This is a genomic window from Komagataeibacter sp. SM21 (genome assembly GCF_041402665.1).
In the GTDB taxonomy this organism is placed as follows: domain Bacteria; phylum Pseudomonadota; class Alphaproteobacteria; order Acetobacterales; family Acetobacteraceae; genus Komagataeibacter; species Komagataeibacter saccharivorans.
The window spans coordinates 195205-213450 of record NZ_JBGLOV010000005.1; the positions used below are offsets into that span (position 1 = coordinate 195205).

Consider the following 18246-nt stretch of genomic DNA (forward strand, 5'->3'; position numbering starts at 1 on the left):
GCGGAGAAACTTCCGGTCATGGCGCAACCGCATGCGGGGCATGGGCGTATTGCCCGTGGGCGGGATACATACCCGCTGCCGCGCACTGATCGCGCGGCTCACTGCCGCCACGGCATAATGAAAAGACCCTGAAACGATGGTCGATCCCGCAGGTCCAGACGCGACGGCAGATGAACAGGCCCTTATGGATCTTGCGCTGGACCTGCACTGGACATGGAACCATGCGACTGACGCCCTGTGGCGTCAGCTTGCACCCGATATCTGGGACCATACGCGCAATGCATGGACGGTATTGCAGAACACGCCGCGCCACCGCATGCGCGAACTGCTGGAAACCCCGGCCTTTCACGACCTGCTGACCAGCCTGACGCAGGCCCATGCCGACAGCCAGAAGCGCCCCGCATGGTTTGAAACCGCCTGCACCATGTCCCCGGCGCCCTGCATCGCCTATTTCAGCATGGAATTCATGCTTGATGAGGCCCTGCCCATCTATTCCGGGGGACTGGGCAACGTGGCGGGGGACCAGTTGAAGGCGGCAAGTGACCTCGGCGTACCGGTCGTTGCGGTCGGGCTGCTTTATGCGCAGGGCTATTTCCGTCAGGAACTGACTCCGGACGGGCGGCAGGAAGCCCTGTATCCCATAAACGATCCCGCCCTGCTGCCCATCCGCCCGGTTCTGGACGGCGGTGGCGACCGGCTGCGCCTGCCATTCCAGATCTCGACGGGGCGGATATGGCTGCGGGCATGGCAGGTGACGGTGGGGCAGACGACGCTGTACCTGCTGGATACGAACGACCCCTATAACCCGCCGCATATACGCTGCATCACCACCCAGCTTTACGGTGGCGATGCAGAACTGCGGCTGCGGCAGGAACTGGTGCTGGGCATTGGGGGATGGCGGCTGCTGCGCGCGCTGGGGCTGCGCCCGGATGTCTGCCACCTTAATGAAGGGCATGCCGCGTTCGCCGCACTCGAACGCGCACGCGGGCTGATGGAGGATATGGGCATTCCCTTCATGCAGGCGCTGACCATCGCACGCGCGGGCACCATCTTCACCACCCATACCGCCGTGCCCGCCGGGTTCGACCGTTTTGCGCCGCTGCTGGTCATGAGCCATCTGGCCTTTTACGCCAGCAATGACCTCCATATCGACGTTGAGGACCTTCTGGCGCTGGGCCGTGGCGGGGCACCGGCGGATGATATGAATACACCCTTCAACATGGCCTATCTGGCCATGCGGGTCAGCGGCGCGGTCAATGCGGTCAGCCGCCTGCATGGACAGGTCAGCCGCGCGCTGTTCAACCCGCTTTTCCCCCGCTGGCCCCGCGTGCAGGTACCCATTGGCCATGTGACCAACGGCGTGCATGTGCCGACATGGGATTCAGCGGCGGCAGATGCGTTATGGACCCGTGCGGCGGGCAAGGAGCGCTGGCGCGGCGCGCTGGAAAGCGTGGAGCCATCGGTCCATGCCCTGCCAGCGCAGGAACTGTGGCACTGCCGCTGTCTTTCCCGCGCGGCACTGGTTGCGTTCATTGCAACCGATCACAGCGCGCGGGCCTGTTTTCATAGCGGGGAGCGCGCGCAGTGCCTGCCGCCGCCGGTTTTCGATCCCGCCGTCATGACCATCGGCTTCGCCCGCCGGTTCGCCACCTACAAACGGCCTGATCTGCTCCTGCACGACCCTGACCGGCTGGCCCGTATCCTGACCAGCGCCGAACGGCCCGTACAACTGGTGATCGCGGGCAAGGCGCATCCGCAGGATACGGCGGGGCAGGCGCTGATTGCGCAGTGGATCGGGTTCCTGCAGCGGCCCGACGTGCATGGTCGTGTCGCTTTCCTTGTCGATTATGACATGTCGATCGCACGCCAGATGGTCGAAGGCATGGACCTGTGGATCAATACCCCCCTGCGGCCGTGGGAAGCCTGCGGCACGTCGGGCATGAAGGTGCTGGTCAATGGGGGGCTGAACGTGTCGGAACGCGATGGCTGGTGGGCCGAAGCCTGGGCGCCCGATGTAGGCTGGGCCATTGGCGATGGCATGGATGAAGGGCATGACCCCCGGCGTGACGCCCATGATGCCGACAGCCTGTATACCCTGCTGGAACGCGAAATCGTGCCCCTGTTCTACCAGCGCGACGCCGATGGCATTCCCCAGCAATGGGTGGCCATGATGCGCGAAAGCATGACCCGGCTGACCGGGCGCTTTTCGGCAAACCGGACGGTACGGGACTATACCCGCGATTTCTACCTGCCTGCGGCGGCGGCATACCGTACGCGACTGGCCGATAACGGGGCGAAGGCTGCGGCCATCATGCACTGGCGCGAAAGCCTTGACCGGCTGTGGCATGCCATAAGCCTTGGCCCGGTGCAGGCGACGGCGGCGGGCGACAGGTGGCATGTCACCGTCGCCGTAACCCTTGGTCCCGTCACGCCGGACATGGTGCAGGTCCAGCTTTACGCCGACCAGCCGGAGGGAGCGCCCATCATAGTACCCATGACGGCACAGGCGGGACAGGCGAGCGGTCCCGTATCCTACAGCGCGGAGGTCAGCGCCACGCGCCCGCCCTCGGACTACACGCCCCGGGTCATTCCCCATCACCCCGATGTGGCCATCCCGCTGGAGGCTGCGCATATCATATGGCAGAAATAGCCATCACATTGCGAACAAGTAATGAATGATGGTCGCAGTTCCGTAATATCTAAATGGTTACCTGTTTTACTTTACGGTACTGTTTGCCAAGAAACGTTGTGAAGTAATGCGCCCCCACCATGCGATCACATAACCGTGTGGTTGAGACCATGCGTGCAATGGCCCGTTAATCGCAGCAGACCTGGAAAATATGACCGGTTTTTCCCATGCCAAGGAAACAGGCGGATGGCCACTGCGCTCAGCCCCTTTGTCTCACCGATCCGGCTGCTTTCGGTTACGTCGGAAATGTTTCCCTTCGTCAAGACGGGGGGGCTGGGCGATGTGGCTGGCTCCCTGCCCATGGCTCTGGCCCGCTACGGGGTGAATGTCACCACCCTTCTGCCCGGTTACCGCCCCGTGATGGCAGCGATGGAAGACCGCCGCGCGGTCGCACACCTGCCTGACCTGCTGGGCCACGCGGCAACGCTGTGGGCGGCGCGGGCGGGGGATGTGGACCTGCTGGTACTGGACACGCCCACGCTGTTCGACCGCCCCGGAAACCCCTACATGTGCCCCGATGGGCAGGACTGGCCCGATAATGGCGTGCGCTTTGCCGCGCTGTCCCGCATGGCGGCCAATATCGCGCAGGGCCAGCTTGCGTGCTACCGGCCCGACCTTGTTCACGCGCATGACTGGCAGGCGGGGCTTACGGCGGCCTATCTGCATTATGACCGCATGGCGGCGGGGGACGACGCGGCCGCCATACCCCGCATCCCGGTCGTGCAGACCATCCACAACCTTGCCTTTCAGGGGCGCTTTCCAGCGTCCAGCATGGCCGAATTCGGGCTGCCGCCAGAAGCCTTTTCGGTGGAAGGGTGCGAATGCTATGGCGCGATCAGCTTCCTCAAGGCCGGGCTGTATTTCGCGGATCGCATCACCACGGTCTCGCCCACCTACGCCCATGAAATCCAGACCCCCGAAGGCGGCATGGGCCTTGACGGGCTGCTGCGCCAGCGCCGCGACCGGCTGGAAGGCATACTGAACGGCATCAGCACCGATATATGGAACCCGGCCAGCGACCCGGCGGTGCATTTTCCCTACATGCCGGGCGACACGCTGGGGCGCGCGCCCAACAAACGCGCCCTTCAGGCGGAATTCGGGCTGGCCGCCGATCCCGATGCCTTCGTCATCGGCATTGTCAGCCGCCTGACCGAACAGAAGGGCATCGACCTGCTGCCACAGGTGACGGGCAACCTGCTGGCGGGCAATACGCAGATTATCGTGGTGGGGGAAGGCGATCGGGAGATCGAACGCAGCCTGGTGGCATTACAGCAGCGTTTCGCGGGGCGCTTTGCCTGCCGCATCGGCTATAGCGAGCGACTGGGCCACCGCGTGCCATCCGCCGTCGATGCGCTGCTGATCCCCTCGCGTTTCGAACCGTGCGGCCTGACCCAGCTCAGCGCGCTGCGCTACGGGGCGGTGCCGGTGGCGTCGCGCGTAGGGGGGCTGGCCGATACGATCGTCGATGCCAACCCCGCCGCCATGGCGCATGGGGTGGCGACGGGTTTCCTGTTTTCCCCGGTGGATGCGTCAACGCTAGTCACCGCCGTCAGCCGGGCGCGGATGCTCTACCGGCGCAATCGGCGGGCATGGCGGCAGTTACAGGTGAACGGTGCGGCGTGCGACGTATCGTGGAACGAGCATGCCGTCCATTACGTCATGCTGTTTGCCGATGTTCTGGGGCTGGACCCTTATGCGGCTGCCACATCCAACGTGATCTGCCTGCCATCGGGCCAGCAGCCACGCCGCATGCAGCGCGAAGCCCGCAGGCGGCGGATCGCGCGCAGGCCACCCCGGCTGTCATGGCCGCTGGCCGCGCCCCACTGACCACACGGCACGCACGCCATCGCGTCAGCACGTAACAAGCAATAAAGGCCGAGGTGTATGAGGATCAGACAGGATGAAGCCCATTATGCCCTTCCCGAAGGTGTCGATGACCTCATACATGGCCGCTGCGCCGACCCGTTTTCCATCCTTGGCCGCCATAACATGGGCAAGGTCGATGTCATCCGCGTGCTGTATCATGATGCGGCACGGGTGCGTCTGGTGGTTGAACGCCCGCGCGGCTCCGCGGTCGAACGCCCGATGCGGCGCATGGGCGATACCGGCCTGCATATCGGCACCATCCCCGCGGGCGCGCGCTATCACCTGAAGATTTTCTGGGCCGACGCGGCGGAGGAAACCGCCGATCCCTATTCCTTCGGCCTGCTGCTGGGCGATATGGACCTCTACCTGTTCGCCGAAGGCAGGCACCACCAGCTTGACCGCGTAATGGGCGCGCAGCCCATGACGATCGACGGGACGGCGGGCGTGCGCTTTGCCGTATGGGCGCCCAATGCGCGGCGGGTGTCGGTTATTGGCGATTTCAATTTCTGGGATGGCAAGCGCCACCCGATGCGCCTGCGCCATGCGGCGGGAATATGGGAACTGTTCATTCCGGGACTGGGGGTGGGCGAGCGGTACAAGTTCGAGATCATGACGCGTGACGGGCACATCCTGCCACAGCGCGCCGACCCGTTCGCCCGTTTTGCCGAACGTCCGCCCGCCACGGCATCCGTGGTGGCGTCGGCCGATGCGTTTACATGGCATGACGGGGAATGGATGGGCAGCCGCGCGGGATGGCAGGTGCCCGAGGCCCCGATCTCGATATACGAACTGCATGTCCCGTCATGGCGGCGACCGGGCGGCGATCCCGACCGTGATATTTCATGGCGCGAACTGGCGCAGGAACTGATCCCCTATATCCACGCCGCAGGCTTCACGCATGTCGAACTCATGCCGGTGATGGAATATCCTTTTGGCGGCTCATGGGGTTACCAGCCGCTCGGGCTGTTTGCCCCCTCCGCCCGGCATGGAACACCGGCGGATTTCGCGGGGTTTGTGGATGCGTGTCATCAGGCCCGCATCGGGGTGATACTGGACTGGGTGCCCGCCCATTTCCCCAACGACGTGCATGGGCTGATAAGTTTTGACGGCTGCGCGCTGTATGAACACCAGGACCCGCGTGAGGGCGTACACCGCGACTGGAACACCCATATCTACAATTTCGGCCGCCATGAGGTGCGCGGCTTCCTGATTGCAAGCGCGCTCATGTGGCTGGAACGGTTTCATATCGACGGCCTGCGTGTCGATGCCGTGGCGTCCATGCTGTACCGCGACTACAGCCGCAGGGAAGGGGAATGGATACCCAACATCCATGGCGGCCGCGAAAATCTGGAAGCCGTGGCCTTCCTGCGCCAGCTTAACGAAACCATCCACGCCACCATCCCCGACGCCATGACGATTGCCGAAGAATCAACCGCGTGGCCCGGCGTCACCCATCCGGTCGCGCAGGGGGGGCTTGGCTTTTCTTACAAATGGAACATGGGCTGGATGCATGACAGCCTGCATTTCATCGCGCGCGATCCGCTGTGGCGTGGCTACCACCTGTCGGAAATCCTGTTCGGGTTGTACTACGCTTTCAGCGAACGTTTCATCCTGTGCCTGTCGCATGATGAAGTCACGCACGGCAAGGGTTCGCTGCTCGCGCGCATGCCCGGCGATCAATGGCAGCGCCATGCCAGCCTGCGCGTCTATTATGCCTTCATGTGGGCGCATCCGGGCAAGAAGCTCCTGTTCATGGGCAGCGAGTTCGCGCAGGAAGGCGAATGGTCCCATGCGGGCGAACCGGAATGGCATACCCTTGAAAACCCGCTCAAGGCCGGGATGCTGGGGCTGGTTTCCGATCTGAACCGTCTTTACGCAACACTGCCCGCATTGCATGCGCGCGACTGCGAACCCTCAGGCTTCGCATGGGTTGTGGGTGATGACACGACCAATACGGTGCTGGCATGGCTGCGCCTTGCCCCCGGTCATGCGCCGGTTCTGGTGGTGCTCAACCTCACCCCCGTCATCCGCCATGATTACCGCGTGGGCGTGCCGGTGGGCGGACAGTGGCGCGAATGTCTCAATTCCGACGCCACCGCCTATGGCGGCAGCGGGGTGGGCAATGGCGGTCACGCCATGGCGACGGATCAGGCGGCCCATGGCCACCCCTATTCATGCGTGCTGACGCTGCCACCGCTGGCAGCGCTTTACCTGCAACCGGTGGGGGAAGGGGCATGATGCGCTTTCCGCCTTCGCTCTCACCGGGCAGCCCCACGCCGCTTGGTGCCCACTGGGACGGGATGGGCGTCAACTTCGCCGTGTTTTCCGCCCATGCGCAGCAGATGGATGTCTGTATATTCGACCCGCGTGACCGGCGCGAGATCGTGCGTTTCCGCCTGCCTGAATATACGGACGAGGTCTGGCACGGCTACCTGCCCGATGCCGAACCCGGCCTATTGTACGGCCTGCGTGCCTTTGGTCCGTACGACCCGGCCAATGGCCACCGTTTCAACCCGCACAAGCTGCTGATCGACCCCTATGCCCGTTGCCTGAGCGGGGCGCTGGTTCCGTCCGATACCCAGTTTGGCTACCGCCTGCATTCACCCCGCGCCGACCTGTCATTCGACCGACGCGACAGCGGCCCCACCATGCCGCGATGCGTGGTGGTGAACGATGCCTATGAATGGGGCGATGACAGCCGCCCGTGCATCCCGTGGGATGAGACGGTCATCATGGAAGCCCATGTCCGTGGCCTGACCCGGCGACGCGCGATGGCGGGACAGTGGCAGCCGGGCACCATTCAGGCCCTTGGCGCGCCAGAGATGATCGACCACCTGCGCCGCACCGGCATCACCACGCTCGAACTCATGCCGTTGCAGTATTTCATGCCCGAACGCAGCCTGCTGGAAAATGGCCTGACCAATTACTGGGGCTACAACACGCTGGCGTTTTTCGTGCCGCATGATGGCTATCTGGTCAACGGGTCCGCCCATGAACTGCGCACCGCCATCCGGCGGCTGCACCGGGCGGGGATCGAGGTGGTGATGGACGTGGTCTACAACCACACCTGCGAAGGCAGCGAGCAGGGGCCGACCCTGTGCTATCGCGGGCTGGACAACGCATCGTATTACCATCTGGTGCCGGGCAACGAACGCCACCTGATCAACGATACCGGCTGCGGCAACACCCTCAACCTGTCCCATCCGCGCGTGTTGCAGATGGTGCTGGACAGCCTGCGCTACTGGGCGGAATCCTTCCATGTGGACGGCTTCCGCTTCGACCTTGCCCCCGTGCTGGGGCGCGAACCGTACGGGTTCGATCAGGGGGCCGGGTTTTTCGATGCGATCGTCCAGGACCCGGTCCTGTCGGACCGCAAGCTGATCGCCGAACCGTGGGACCCGGGCCCTGGCGGCTACCAGCTTGGCAATTTCCCGCCCGGTTTTGCCGAATGGAACGACCGTTTCCGTGATACCACGCGCCGCTTCTGGCGCGGCGATCCGATGCAGCAGGGCGACATGGCCGCACGCATCGCGGGATCGGGCGACCTGCTGGACCGGCGCGGGCGCAGGCCGTGGAGTTCAATCAACCTCGTCACCGCGCATGACGGTTTCACGCTGGAAGATACCGTCAGCTACGCCGAACGCCATAACGGGGCGAACAGGGAAAACGGGCAGGACGGGCACGCGGAGAACTACAGCGCCAACTGGGGCGTGGAAGGTCCGACCGATGATCCCGCCATCCTTGAACTGCGCGGGCGGGTCCAGCGCGCGATGATGGCGACGCTGCTGCTGTCGCACGGCACGCCAATGCTGCTGGCGGGCGATGAGTTCGGCCAGACGCAGAATGGCAACAACAACGCCTACTGTCAGGACAACGCCACAAGCTGGCTGGACTGGAACCGCGCCCGCAGCCCGACGGGGGAAGCCATGACAACGTTTGTCAGCCGCCTTTCGGCCCTGCGCGTGGTCCATCCCTCCCTGCGCTCGGCACGCTACATGCACGGCCGCCACAGGCCGCTGCCCGACATTCCGGACATAAGCTGGTTCAGCCATGACGGGAACCTCATGGGCGTGGACCAGTGGAATGACGGCGCGTTCCATTTCCTTGGCGTGCGCCGGGCGGTCAATATCACCGATGGCATATTCGATATTACCTATACGCTGCTCAATGCCGGGGGGGAGGACATCACGGCCCGCCTGCCCACGCCCGCGGGAAAATGGACGCTGCTGCTGGACACCACCCGCCCCGAAGCGCCGGAAAGAACGCTGGCGGACGATGCGCAGGACATTGTGGTGCCCGCGCATGGGGTGCTGCTGCTGTCGGTCATGCCCGACGCATCCGCAATCGAAGGGCACACGCCATGAACACGCATTTCCACTACGAAAGGCGGGCTGGGGCGACGCTGCTGGATGCGGGGCATACGCGCTTTCGCCTGTGGGCGCCGTCATCCGCCGGCGTGGTGCTGGAAGCCGAGGGGCATCCCCCCCTCCCCATGGCGCGAAAGGGCGGGAAGGGGTGGTTTGAATGCGTGCTGGCCTGCGGGGCGGGCACGCGCTACCGCTACCGCGTAACATCCGACCTTGCGGTGCCGGACCCCGTTTCATGCTACCAGCCCGATGACGTGCATGGGCCGAGTGCCGTCGTCGATCCCGCATCCTATGACTGGCGGCATGGGGCATGGCGGGGCCGCCCGTGGCACGAGACGGTCATTTACGAAGTGCATGTGGGCGTCATGGGCGGTTATGCGGGGGTTGCGCGCGACCTGCCGCGCATCCGCGCCCTTGGCGTCACGGCCATCGAACTCATGCCGCTGTCGGAAATACCGGGGGGCCGTAACTGGGGCTATGACGGCGTGCTGCCCTATGCGCCGGAATCCGCCCATGGGTCGCCCGATGCGCTCAAGGCGCTGATCGATCAGGCGCATGGACTTGGCCTCATGGTGTTTCTTGATGTGGTGTACAATCACTTCGGCCCGGACGGGAACTACCTGCCGGTCTATGCGGCACCCTTCTTCCGCAACGACCTGCATACGCCGTGGGGGGCGGCCATCGATTTCCGGATTACGGCGGTGCAGGACTATTTCCTCGATAACGCACTGTACTGGCTTATGGAATTCCGCTTCGACGGGCTGCGGCTTGATGCGGTGCAGGCCATTACGGAACGAAGCTGGCTGGAACAGTTGCCCGCACGCATCCGCGCCCGGACCGAGCGCGGGCGGCATGTTCACCTGATACTGGAAAATGAAAATAACGACGCCGGCCTGCTCCGCGCAGGGTATCGCGCGCAGTGGAATGATGACGCCCATAACGCGCTGCATGTGCTGCTGACCCATGAGCATGAAGGCTATTACGGCAATTTCGTATCAAACCCGGCGGGGGCGCTGGCCCGCGTGCTGGGGGAAGGCTTTGCTTTTCAGGGTGATATCTCCCCCGTAACCCATAAGCCACGCGGTAGCCCCAGCATCGATCTGCCGCCCGAACGCTTCATCATCTTCCTGCAGAACCATGACCAGATCGGTAACCGGGCGCTGGGCGAACGTCTTGTTGCGCTGGCCCCGCCACAGGCGCTGCGCGCGGCGTACGGGCTGCTGCTGCTGTGTCCGCAGATACCGCTCCTGTTCATGGGGGAGGACTGGGGTTCGCGCCAGCCGTTCCTGTTTTTCACCAGTCATGCACCGGAACTGGGCCGCATCGTGCGCGAGGGACGGCGGAAGGAATTCGCCGGTTTTTCCCATTTCGCGTCGGAGGAGGCACAGCACACCATACCCGACCCCAACGCCCCGGAAACCTTTGCCGCATCCTGCCCCCCGGCGGCGGAACGCGACATGCCCGAACATAGGGCATGGAATGTGCTGATCCACGAACTGCTGACGATACGCCATGACGAAATCGTGCCCCGCCTGTCCGGCGCGCGGGCCATCGGGGCGGATGCAGTGGGGGCAGGGGCCGTATGCGCGCGGTGGCGGATGGGCGATGGCGCAGTACTGACCATAGCGCTCAACCTTGCGGACAGCCCGGTAATCCTGCCGCATGCGCCACAGGGACGGTGCCTGCATGCGCAGTTCCCCCCCGGCGCGGATCTGTCTTCCACCACCCTGCCGCCCCATGCCGTTCTGGCCTGCCTGACCGAGGCGCAAAATGACTGACCGCACCCTTATCGAGCGCGCCCGCAGGGCCGGTCTGAGCGTACGCTGGCGCGATACCGCCGGGCGGGTCCAGCAGGTGCCCGGCGAGAATCTCAGCCGCCTTCTGAATGTTGTTGAAAGCATGGGCGGCCGCGCGACCGGCACCGGCCTGCCCGCCATGATCGTGGCCATAGCCGGGCGGCCCACACCGCTCCCCCTGCCGGAAGGCATGCAGTCCAGCCCGTTCCGCATCACGCTGGAAAATGGTGAGCGGCTGGAGGGCAGCCTGCGGCAGATACGCGGCAAGCCCGCGCTGCCCGCCCTGACGGTTCACGGCTATCACCAGCTTGAAATCGGTCCTCATGCCACCCGGCTGGCGGTGGCTCCCGCGTCATGCCCCACCATAAACACCATTACGGGAACGGAGAACGCACGCATATGGGGCGTGGGGGCCCAGACATACGGGTTGCGCATGCCCGGTGATGGCGGCATTGGCCATTTTGGCGCCGTCGCAACCCTTGCACGTCTGGCGGGCGCACGCGGCGCGGATGCGCTGGCCATAAGTCCCGCCCATGCCATGTTCGCGGCACGGCCGGGACAATACAGTCCATATTCGCCTTCCACCCGGCTGTTCCTCAATGCCCTGCTGGCCGATCCGCATGCCGTGTTCGACACTGCCACCGTGCAGGCCGCAATGCAGAAAGGGGGCAGGGCCTATGTCGATGCCCTGAAAAATCTGGAAACCACCCCCCTGATCGACTGGGCGGCGGCATCCGGTTACCGTTATCAGCTTCTGCGCCGCCTGTATGAAGACCGGGTCGCATCCCAGCCGCCTGCCGAACTGGCCGCCTTCCGGGCGGCGGGCGGCACGGCGCTGGAACGCCACGCCATATTTGAAACCCTGCATGCCCATTTCGCCACCTATGGCGCGCGCGGGGGCGACTGGCGGCGGTGGCCCGTGGCCATGCGCCAGCCCGCCAGTCCGGAGGTTGCCCGTTTCGCCGCCGAATTCGCCCATGATGTGGGCTTCCACGTCTTCGTGCAGTGGCTGGCCGCACGCAGTCTGGCGCAGGCGTGCCATACCGCGCGGGCATCGGGCATGCGGGTGGGCATCATCGCGGACATGGCGGTGGGCATCGATCCCACGGGCAGCGAATGCTGGGCACGGCAGGAGGAGTTCCTGACCGGCGCATCCATCGGGGCACCGCCAGACGCCCTCAGCCCGCTGGGGCAGGACTGGGGACTGACCACGTTTTCCCCCGCCGGATTGCGCGCCACGGGCTATCGCGCCTTTATCGAAACACTACGCGCCGGTTTCGCACATGGCGGCGGGCTGCGTATCGACCATGTGATGGGGCTGGAACGGTTATGGGTCATACCGCAGGGCGGTTCGTCAGCGGAGGGGGCTTACCTGTCCTTTCCCCTGTCCGACCTGCTGCCCCTTGTCGCCCTTGAGGCCGAGCGCGCGCGCGCCGTGGTGATCGGGGAGGATCTGGGCACTGTCACCGCCAGCTTCCGCAAGGCCGCGCAGCAACGCGGCGTGATGGGCATGAACGTGCTGTTTTTTGAACGCACATCCCACGGCGCGTTCAGGCCGCCCGTTGCATGGTCCCCCGGTTCCGCCGCCTTCACCACCACGCATGACCTGCCGACCGTGGCCGGATGGTGGCAGGGGGTCGATATAGACTGGCGCGCGCAACTGAACCAGTTCGCCCCCGGCACCACCGCCGACGCCCAGCGCGCGGAGCGGGAAAACGACCGTACGGCGCTGTGGTCCGCCCTGTCCGCCGCGCGCGGCACGGCTGGTGGAAAGCGGGTGGCCGAAAAGCCCCCGGCCACCGTTGCGGGCGCACGGCAGGTGGTGGATGACGCCATCGGCTTCGTGGCCGCCACACCGTGCCCGCTGGGTATCATTGCGCTGGAAGACCTGCTGGGCCTTGCCGAACAGCCCAACCTGCCGGGCACGACCACGGGCCACCCCAACTGGCGCCGGCGGTACGCGGGCATGACCGCGACCCTGCTGAGCGGCGCCGATGCCCGCAGGCGCGTCAACCGGCTGCGGGCGGAGCGTGGTCATGCCTGAACCTGTTGTCCCGTCCCTGATCCGCACCACCGCCCGCCTGCAGTTTCGTGGGCGCATGACGCTGGATGACGCAACCGCCCTTGTGCCGCAGTTTGCCCGCCTTGGCATAAGCCACCTGTACGCATCCCCGCTGCTGGTGGCCTGTCCCGGTTCCACGCATGGTTACGATACGGTAGCCTATGACCGCATCGATCCCGCTCTGGGCGGGGAGATCGCCCTTATGAACCTGAGCAGCCGGCTGCACGCGCACGGCATGGGCCTGCTGCTTGATATTGTGCCCAACCACATGGCGACCGATGACCACAATCCATGGTGGATGGATGTGCTGACATGGGGGCGGGCGTCGCCCCATGCTGACTGGTTTGATATTGACTGGACTGTGCCCGATCCCGACCTGCGGGGACGGGTGCTGCTGCCCTTTCTGGATCGTCCCTTGGCCGAGGCGCTGGCGGCGGGCGCGCTTGCCATGCAGTATGACGTGCCCAGCGGACTGTTTTTCATCCACCACCACAGCCATCGCTTTCCCCTGTGCCCCACGGGATATGGCGGCCTTCTGGCTGCGGTCAGGGCACCGGGGCGGGTACTGGCCAATTTTACCACGCTGGCCATGCGCGGCGGGCCGGGGGCGGAAGCGCAGGCGGCCCTGAGTGCCCTGCGCCAGTGGGCGGCAACGGCTGAAGGGCGTAGCGCCATTGCCCGCGTCACCAGCCTGCATAACGCGACAGGTAACGCGGCACGCACACGTCTTGCCGCCGTGCTGGAACACCAGCCATGGCGGCTGGCATGGTGGCGCACGGCGGCCACACGGATCAACTGGCGGCGGTTTTTCGACATTACCGACCTTGTCAGCCTGAGCGTCGAACGTGAAAGCGTGTTTGACGCGGTGCATGCCTATGTCTTTTCGCTGTACCGGCGCGGGCTGATCGATGGGGTGCGGGTCGATCACATAGACGGGCTGAGCGCGCCTGCCGCCTACTGCCAGCGCCTGCGCGAGCGCCTTGGCCGCCTGTCGCGCCTGCGACCGGACAGCGCACTGCCGGGCGCCGTGATTTACGTTGAAAAGATCCTGTTGCCGGACGAGCAACTGCCCGCCGCCTGGCCGGTCGACGGAACGACAGGCTATGATTTCATGGATCAGGTGGCTGCCGTGCTGCATGACCCGGCGGGTGCGGATGCGCTGGAGCGGCTGTGGGCGGCATGCGACGGGGATGCGCAGGCTCTTGAACCGATGGTCAGGACTGCCCGGGCGCATCTGCTTGACCACAGTTTCGCCGCCGAATTTAACCGCCTTGTCAGCCTGCTGGACGCGGCCCTGCGCCACCGGGGCGACATCTGCAAAACGGATGACATGCAGGCCGCGCTGAAAACCCTGCTGATGCACTTCCGGCCCTACCGCACCTATTTCGGGGATGAGGCGGTGCAGGACCATACCGCCGACGTGACAGCCCTGAACGCCGCCCGGGCGGCGGCCGTGCCGTGTCTGGACCAGGATCAGGGTCGGGCGCTGGAAAACATGATGCGCGTACTGAGCGCCCGCCCCGAACATGCGCCCCCGGTATGCGTGCGCAGGGCACAGCAGGCGTTCGAGCACCTGACAGCGCCGCTGGCCGCCAAATCACTGGAAGATACGGCGTTCTACCGTTATGGCCGCCTGCTTTCGCGTAACGAGGTGGGGGCCGACCCCGGCACGCTGTCCATGCCGGTCGCAGGCTTTCATGCCCACTGTGCCGACCGCCTGCGCCATTATCCCGACGCATTGCTGGCCACGGCGACGCATGACCACAAACGGGGGGAAGATGCGCGCGCGCGCCTCATGGTCCTGAGCGAAATGGCGGGGGAGTGGGAAACCACGGTGCAGGGCTGGTTCGTCCGTAATGGCGCGACTGACACCGCCGGGCCGGACCGCGTGGATGAGATCATGCTGTACCAGACACTGGTCGGCGCATGGCCGCTGGAACCCTTTGCCAACGGGACGGCCCGACAGCATTTTCGTGACCGTATCCTTGGGTGGCAGACCAAGGCCCTGCGTGAAGCCAAGCGCCATACAGGCTGGATCGACCCGGACGTGGCGTATGAAGACGCCTGCGCAGCCTTTGCCACGCGGCTGCTGGACCCCGCCATATCCGGGGATTTCCTGCACCAGATGGAATCCCTTGTCGCCCGCATCGCCCCCGCCGGTGCCCTGAACGGGCTGTCACAGACCCTGCTGCGGCTGACCACGCCGGGGGTGCCGGACCTGTATCAGGGATGCGACCTGTGGGATTTCAGTCTGGTTGATCCCGATAACCGCACACCGCCCGATTTCCTCCACCGCGCCGCCCTGCTGGAACAGTCCACCCGTTTCAGCGCCGCTGCCGCCACATGGCGCACGGGCCGCGTCAAGCAGGACCTGATCCGCCGCATCCTGTCATTCCGCCAGCAATATCCCGACCTGTTCGCACGCGGCACGTATGAACCCGTCACCCTCAACGGACCGGACCGGGACCATGCCATCGCCTTCATCCGGCGGCATGGCCCGCTGCGCCTTCTTGTCGTGGCCCCCCGGCTGCCGCTGGCGATGCGGCCCGGTGCCGACACGCTGGCGCTGGGGCGGGAGATGGGGCTTTCGCTTGCCATGTCGGGAGAGGGGGCGCAGTGGCACAGTCTGCTGGGCGACGTGCCGCAGCGGATCACCCGCCCGTTCGAGCGTGGAAACGTGCCGCTTGTCTGCCTCGTCCACGATGCGGATGCATCAGGACGTCTGAAGATCTAACAGGATGGAAAGACGTTGGGGCGGGTAACGCCTTTCTGACCACCCGGCAAAGGCTATGGACCTATTGCCACGCGCCGTTACGAAGCATGCAGTCGCGGAAGTAGTTGCGATGGGAGACACGGCTGATGCCGATGGTGGTGCTGCTCATATACGTCCCCGTACCGGACAGTGCTTCGCATTTGGCTTCGATCCCGGCATAGGCCCCACTGTCCTTCGACTGGGCGATATGATGGCCTGATATGGTCCCGTATGGGGAACTGATATGCTGCTGGTTCTGCATGTGGTGCGAACCGACCAGCAGATTGATGCGATGCGTGTGCGCCTGTGCCACAAGTGGGGTACACAGGGCGGCAAGCAGCATGATGGCCCCTAAAAAAGCGGGCTTCGCGGGCATAGGGTCTTCTCCATGGGGGATACGGCACCCTTTATACGCTGCGCATGTGTCGCAACTGTGTCTGGATACAACATTTATGTATTATCCGGATTATATATTGTTCATGTTACATGATCCCCGTCCGGCAGCGGATCAATGGTGGATCAGGCCCATGCCCGCCTGCATCGCGGTATGCAGCACGTCGGACCAGATGCCCTGACCACCACCCCTGCCGCCGCCGTGCTGGCCATCGCCGGGTGGTGGCCCGTTATCCGCTTCGTCCATGGCCAGGTCATCATCGGGCTGGGACCGATGGGCCGCGCAGCCGCACAGAAGGAACAGGCAGCTCCCAACCATCAGCAGCCTGCGCATGCCGCCCGTCATCTAATCGGAATTGCCGATACGGATTTTTGAGACATCGACACTCTCATGATGGTCCACCGTGGCACTGCCCGGACCATCATGATCCGGCCCATGCCCGCGCGACGGACCCGGTGGCGGGCACCGGCTGACCATGCGTTCATGCTCCGGCGGGGCGCCCCGGCGCATATCCATGCCATCGGGCGGCCCGTACTCACCCGCCATGCCATTATCCATCATGCCCCGATTGAACAGGCCATTCCCGGCCATGCCGCCACCGGGCATCATACCCCCGCCCATCATGCCGGGACCACCACCCACGCCGAAGCCGGAAGTAACACTGCCATGTATCCCATGGTCCACATCGGCGGCTGCGGCGTCATGGGGCAGGGGGACACGACGGCACACCTCCCCACCGGGGCGGTTATGACAGGCGGCAAGCGCCATGGGCAGAACGAAACTGAACAGGGTCGCGGCACGGATATGCCCACGGGGTACGAAAATCATCTGGTGGCCTGCGCATGAAAAATACTGGCGGCACTGTAATGGGGAGAGGGTTCGATAATCCTGTCACGAAATGTTATTTTTCATTCCAGAAGTGCAGGAGGCCGCCTTCAGCATTTTTTTGTACGGTGACGGGCCATGAAAACCATCCGGTCGACCGCAACTTATGTTAGACTGCGACGTTCGATGCAGGGGCCATGCCACCACAATATCCAGATACATAACTCGTGACCGTTCCAACACCCCAATCGCGGATGCACAGGGAGATGGACATGACACCGTCAGATCATGAAGTGAACAATCAGGAACTGGAAACCCGGGCGATCAGCCTGTGGAAAAAACAGCACCCCGACCGCCCCTGGCGGCGTGTGGGCAGCATGCACCGTTACCATAAGACCGCGCACGCGCTGGAAGGCATCCCGGCCTTCCCCGAGGAGCAGGCGCAGTTCCGGTTCCTTGCGGCGCATGCACTGACAGTTTCCCACGGTCGGGAGTGCATGTAGCACTGGCAGCCTTCACCGGATCGGCGGATGCACCGATGCCCTGCGCGGGCAACGGGTCCGCGCATACTCCATCCGGTAGTGGGGGCAGGGGTCATTACCGCTTCACGCACAGAGTGTGGAGCTGATCGACGCGCATCGAAACAACCGGCCTTTTTTATACCCACGCCCCCTGCCAGATCCGGCAGGGGGCGTTTCTGTTCTGGCGTCACCGGATGGAACCGAACTATCCGATTCTTTCCATCAGTCGGGGGAGCCGTGTCGGGATTATTGCCGTGTGGAAGGGATGCCGGACCCGAATATCCGTTTCATGTCCTGTAGTCTGTAATTACATTAAGACTGCTTGTGCATAACCGTATTCCCGATCCGGCAGGTTGTCTGCACTGCATTGCCAGCCCACCATAGCCACCTGATCAGGATGGAGGAGCTGACGTGATTGATCGTGACCTGCAGGACGCGATGCTTCGCCGCATGGCCGAAAACGGGGGGGCGGCCAATCTGGCCCCGCCCGCTGGCACGGATGCGACGCAATGCGCCCGCAACCTGCTCGACCTTGAATTGCAGGGACTGTGCAAGGGCGGGGTCAGCATTTCAGGCAGCAGCTTCCAGATCACGGGCGACACCACCCTGACCGATGCGGGTCGTGCCTATCTGGAACGCAAGGATGAAATGCACCTTACACTGAACGCGCCCGATGCGATCGACAGGCTGCGCCAGCGCGTCGCCACCGATACCGGACTGAGCGATACGGAACGTCACGACCTGACAGCCACGGTGGACACGCTGCATCCACTTGCCCTGCGGGCGCTGGGGCGAGAACTGCTGGAACGTGCGCTGGAAAACAGCCCCGACGCCATACCGCTGCTGAAGAAACATGCGAACACCCCGACATCTTCGTCGGGACCATCCCGCCCTTCATGACACCAGCGGTCTCCGACTGGTGTTCTCCCGATCATTTATTCATAAAATAATGAAATAAGCATATATATAATTTA

At 64.4% G+C, this 18246-nt stretch carries 12 protein-coding genes; 9 read left to right on the plus strand and 3 right to left on the minus strand.

Going from position 1 to position 18246, the window contains the following annotated elements:
• Positions 1-136: 136 nt before the first annotated feature.
• The 7 genes from glgP (at position 137) to treY (ending at position 15514) form a co-directional block, all read left to right on the plus strand.
• A complete protein-coding gene (gene glgP, locus ACBR42_RS07560; RefSeq protein WP_371207634.1) occupies positions 137-2650 on the plus strand; it encodes an alpha-glucan family phosphorylase in 2514 nt (837 codons plus the stop codon).
• Between the two features lie 225 nt (positions 2651-2875).
• On the plus strand, positions 2876-4516 hold the full coding sequence (gene glgA, locus ACBR42_RS07565; protein ID WP_371207635.1) for a glycogen synthase GlgA: 1641 nt from the start codon (positions 2876-2878) through the stop codon (positions 4514-4516).
• A gap of 57 nt (positions 4517-4573) precedes the next feature.
• Positions 4574-6793, plus strand: coding sequence for a 1,4-alpha-glucan branching protein GlgB (gene glgB / locus ACBR42_RS07570; protein ID WP_371207636.1), 2220 nt, complete (start codon positions 4574-4576; stop codon positions 6791-6793).
• Positions 6790-8919, plus strand: coding sequence for a glycogen debranching protein GlgX (gene glgX, locus ACBR42_RS07575; RefSeq protein WP_371207637.1), 2130 nt, complete (start codon positions 6790-6792; stop codon positions 8917-8919). The genes glgB and glgX overlap by 4 nt, the downstream gene beginning before the upstream one ends.
• The gene (gene treZ, locus ACBR42_RS07580) at positions 8916-10700 is read left to right on the plus strand and encodes a malto-oligosyltrehalose trehalohydrolase (protein WP_371207638.1); all 1785 of its coding nucleotides are present in this window, start codon (positions 8916-8918) and stop codon (positions 10698-10700) included. The genes glgX and treZ overlap by 4 nt, the downstream gene beginning before the upstream one ends.
• Positions 10693-12762: a 4-alpha-glucanotransferase gene (malQ, locus tag ACBR42_RS07585; protein WP_371207639.1), complete on the plus strand. Its 2070-nt coding sequence runs from the start codon at positions 10693-10695 to the stop codon at positions 12760-12762. Before treZ ends, malQ begins: the two co-directional genes overlap by 8 nt.
• Positions 12755-15514 (plus strand): malto-oligosyltrehalose synthase, encoded by a 2760-nt coding sequence (gene treY, locus ACBR42_RS07590; RefSeq protein ID WP_371207640.1) that lies wholly within the window; start codon positions 12755-12757, stop codon positions 15512-15514. The genes malQ and treY overlap by 8 nt, the downstream gene beginning before the upstream one ends.
• Before the next feature lie 61 nt (positions 15515-15575).
• On the opposite strand, the gene ACBR42_RS07595 is transcribed toward treY, so the two are convergent.
• The 3 genes from ACBR42_RS07595 to ACBR42_RS07605 all read right to left on the minus strand — a co-directional run bounded on the left by ACBR42_RS07595 (position 15576) and on the right by ACBR42_RS07605 (position 16754).
• A complete protein-coding gene (locus ACBR42_RS07595; RefSeq protein ID WP_371207641.1) occupies positions 15576-15908 on the minus strand; it encodes a hypothetical protein in 333 nt (110 codons plus the stop codon).
• Positions 15909-16040: 132 nt separating this feature from the next.
• Positions 16041-16271 carry a hypothetical protein gene (locus tag ACBR42_RS07600; protein ID WP_371207642.1) on the minus strand — a complete coding sequence of 77 codons (231 nt, stop codon included), beginning with the start codon at positions 16269-16271 and terminating at the stop codon, positions 16041-16043.
• Positions 16272-16754 (minus strand): hypothetical protein, encoded by a 483-nt coding sequence (locus ACBR42_RS07605; RefSeq protein WP_371207643.1) that lies wholly within the window; start codon positions 16752-16754, stop codon positions 16272-16274. It lies immediately after the preceding gene.
• Positions 16755-17023: 269 nt separating this feature from the next.
• On the opposite strand from ACBR42_RS07605, the gene ACBR42_RS07610 reads away from it, so the two are divergent.
• Both ACBR42_RS07610 and ACBR42_RS07615 read left to right on the plus strand, forming a co-directional pair.
• Positions 17024-17254: a hypothetical protein gene (locus ACBR42_RS07610; RefSeq protein ID WP_243705270.1), complete on the plus strand. Its 231-nt coding sequence runs from the start codon at positions 17024-17026 to the stop codon at positions 17252-17254.
• 429 nt (positions 17255-17683) lie between these two features.
• Positions 17684-18172 (plus strand): hypothetical protein, encoded by a 489-nt coding sequence (locus ACBR42_RS07615; protein WP_102323708.1) that lies wholly within the window; start codon positions 17684-17686, stop codon positions 18170-18172.
• Positions 18173-18246: the final 74 nt, after the last annotated feature.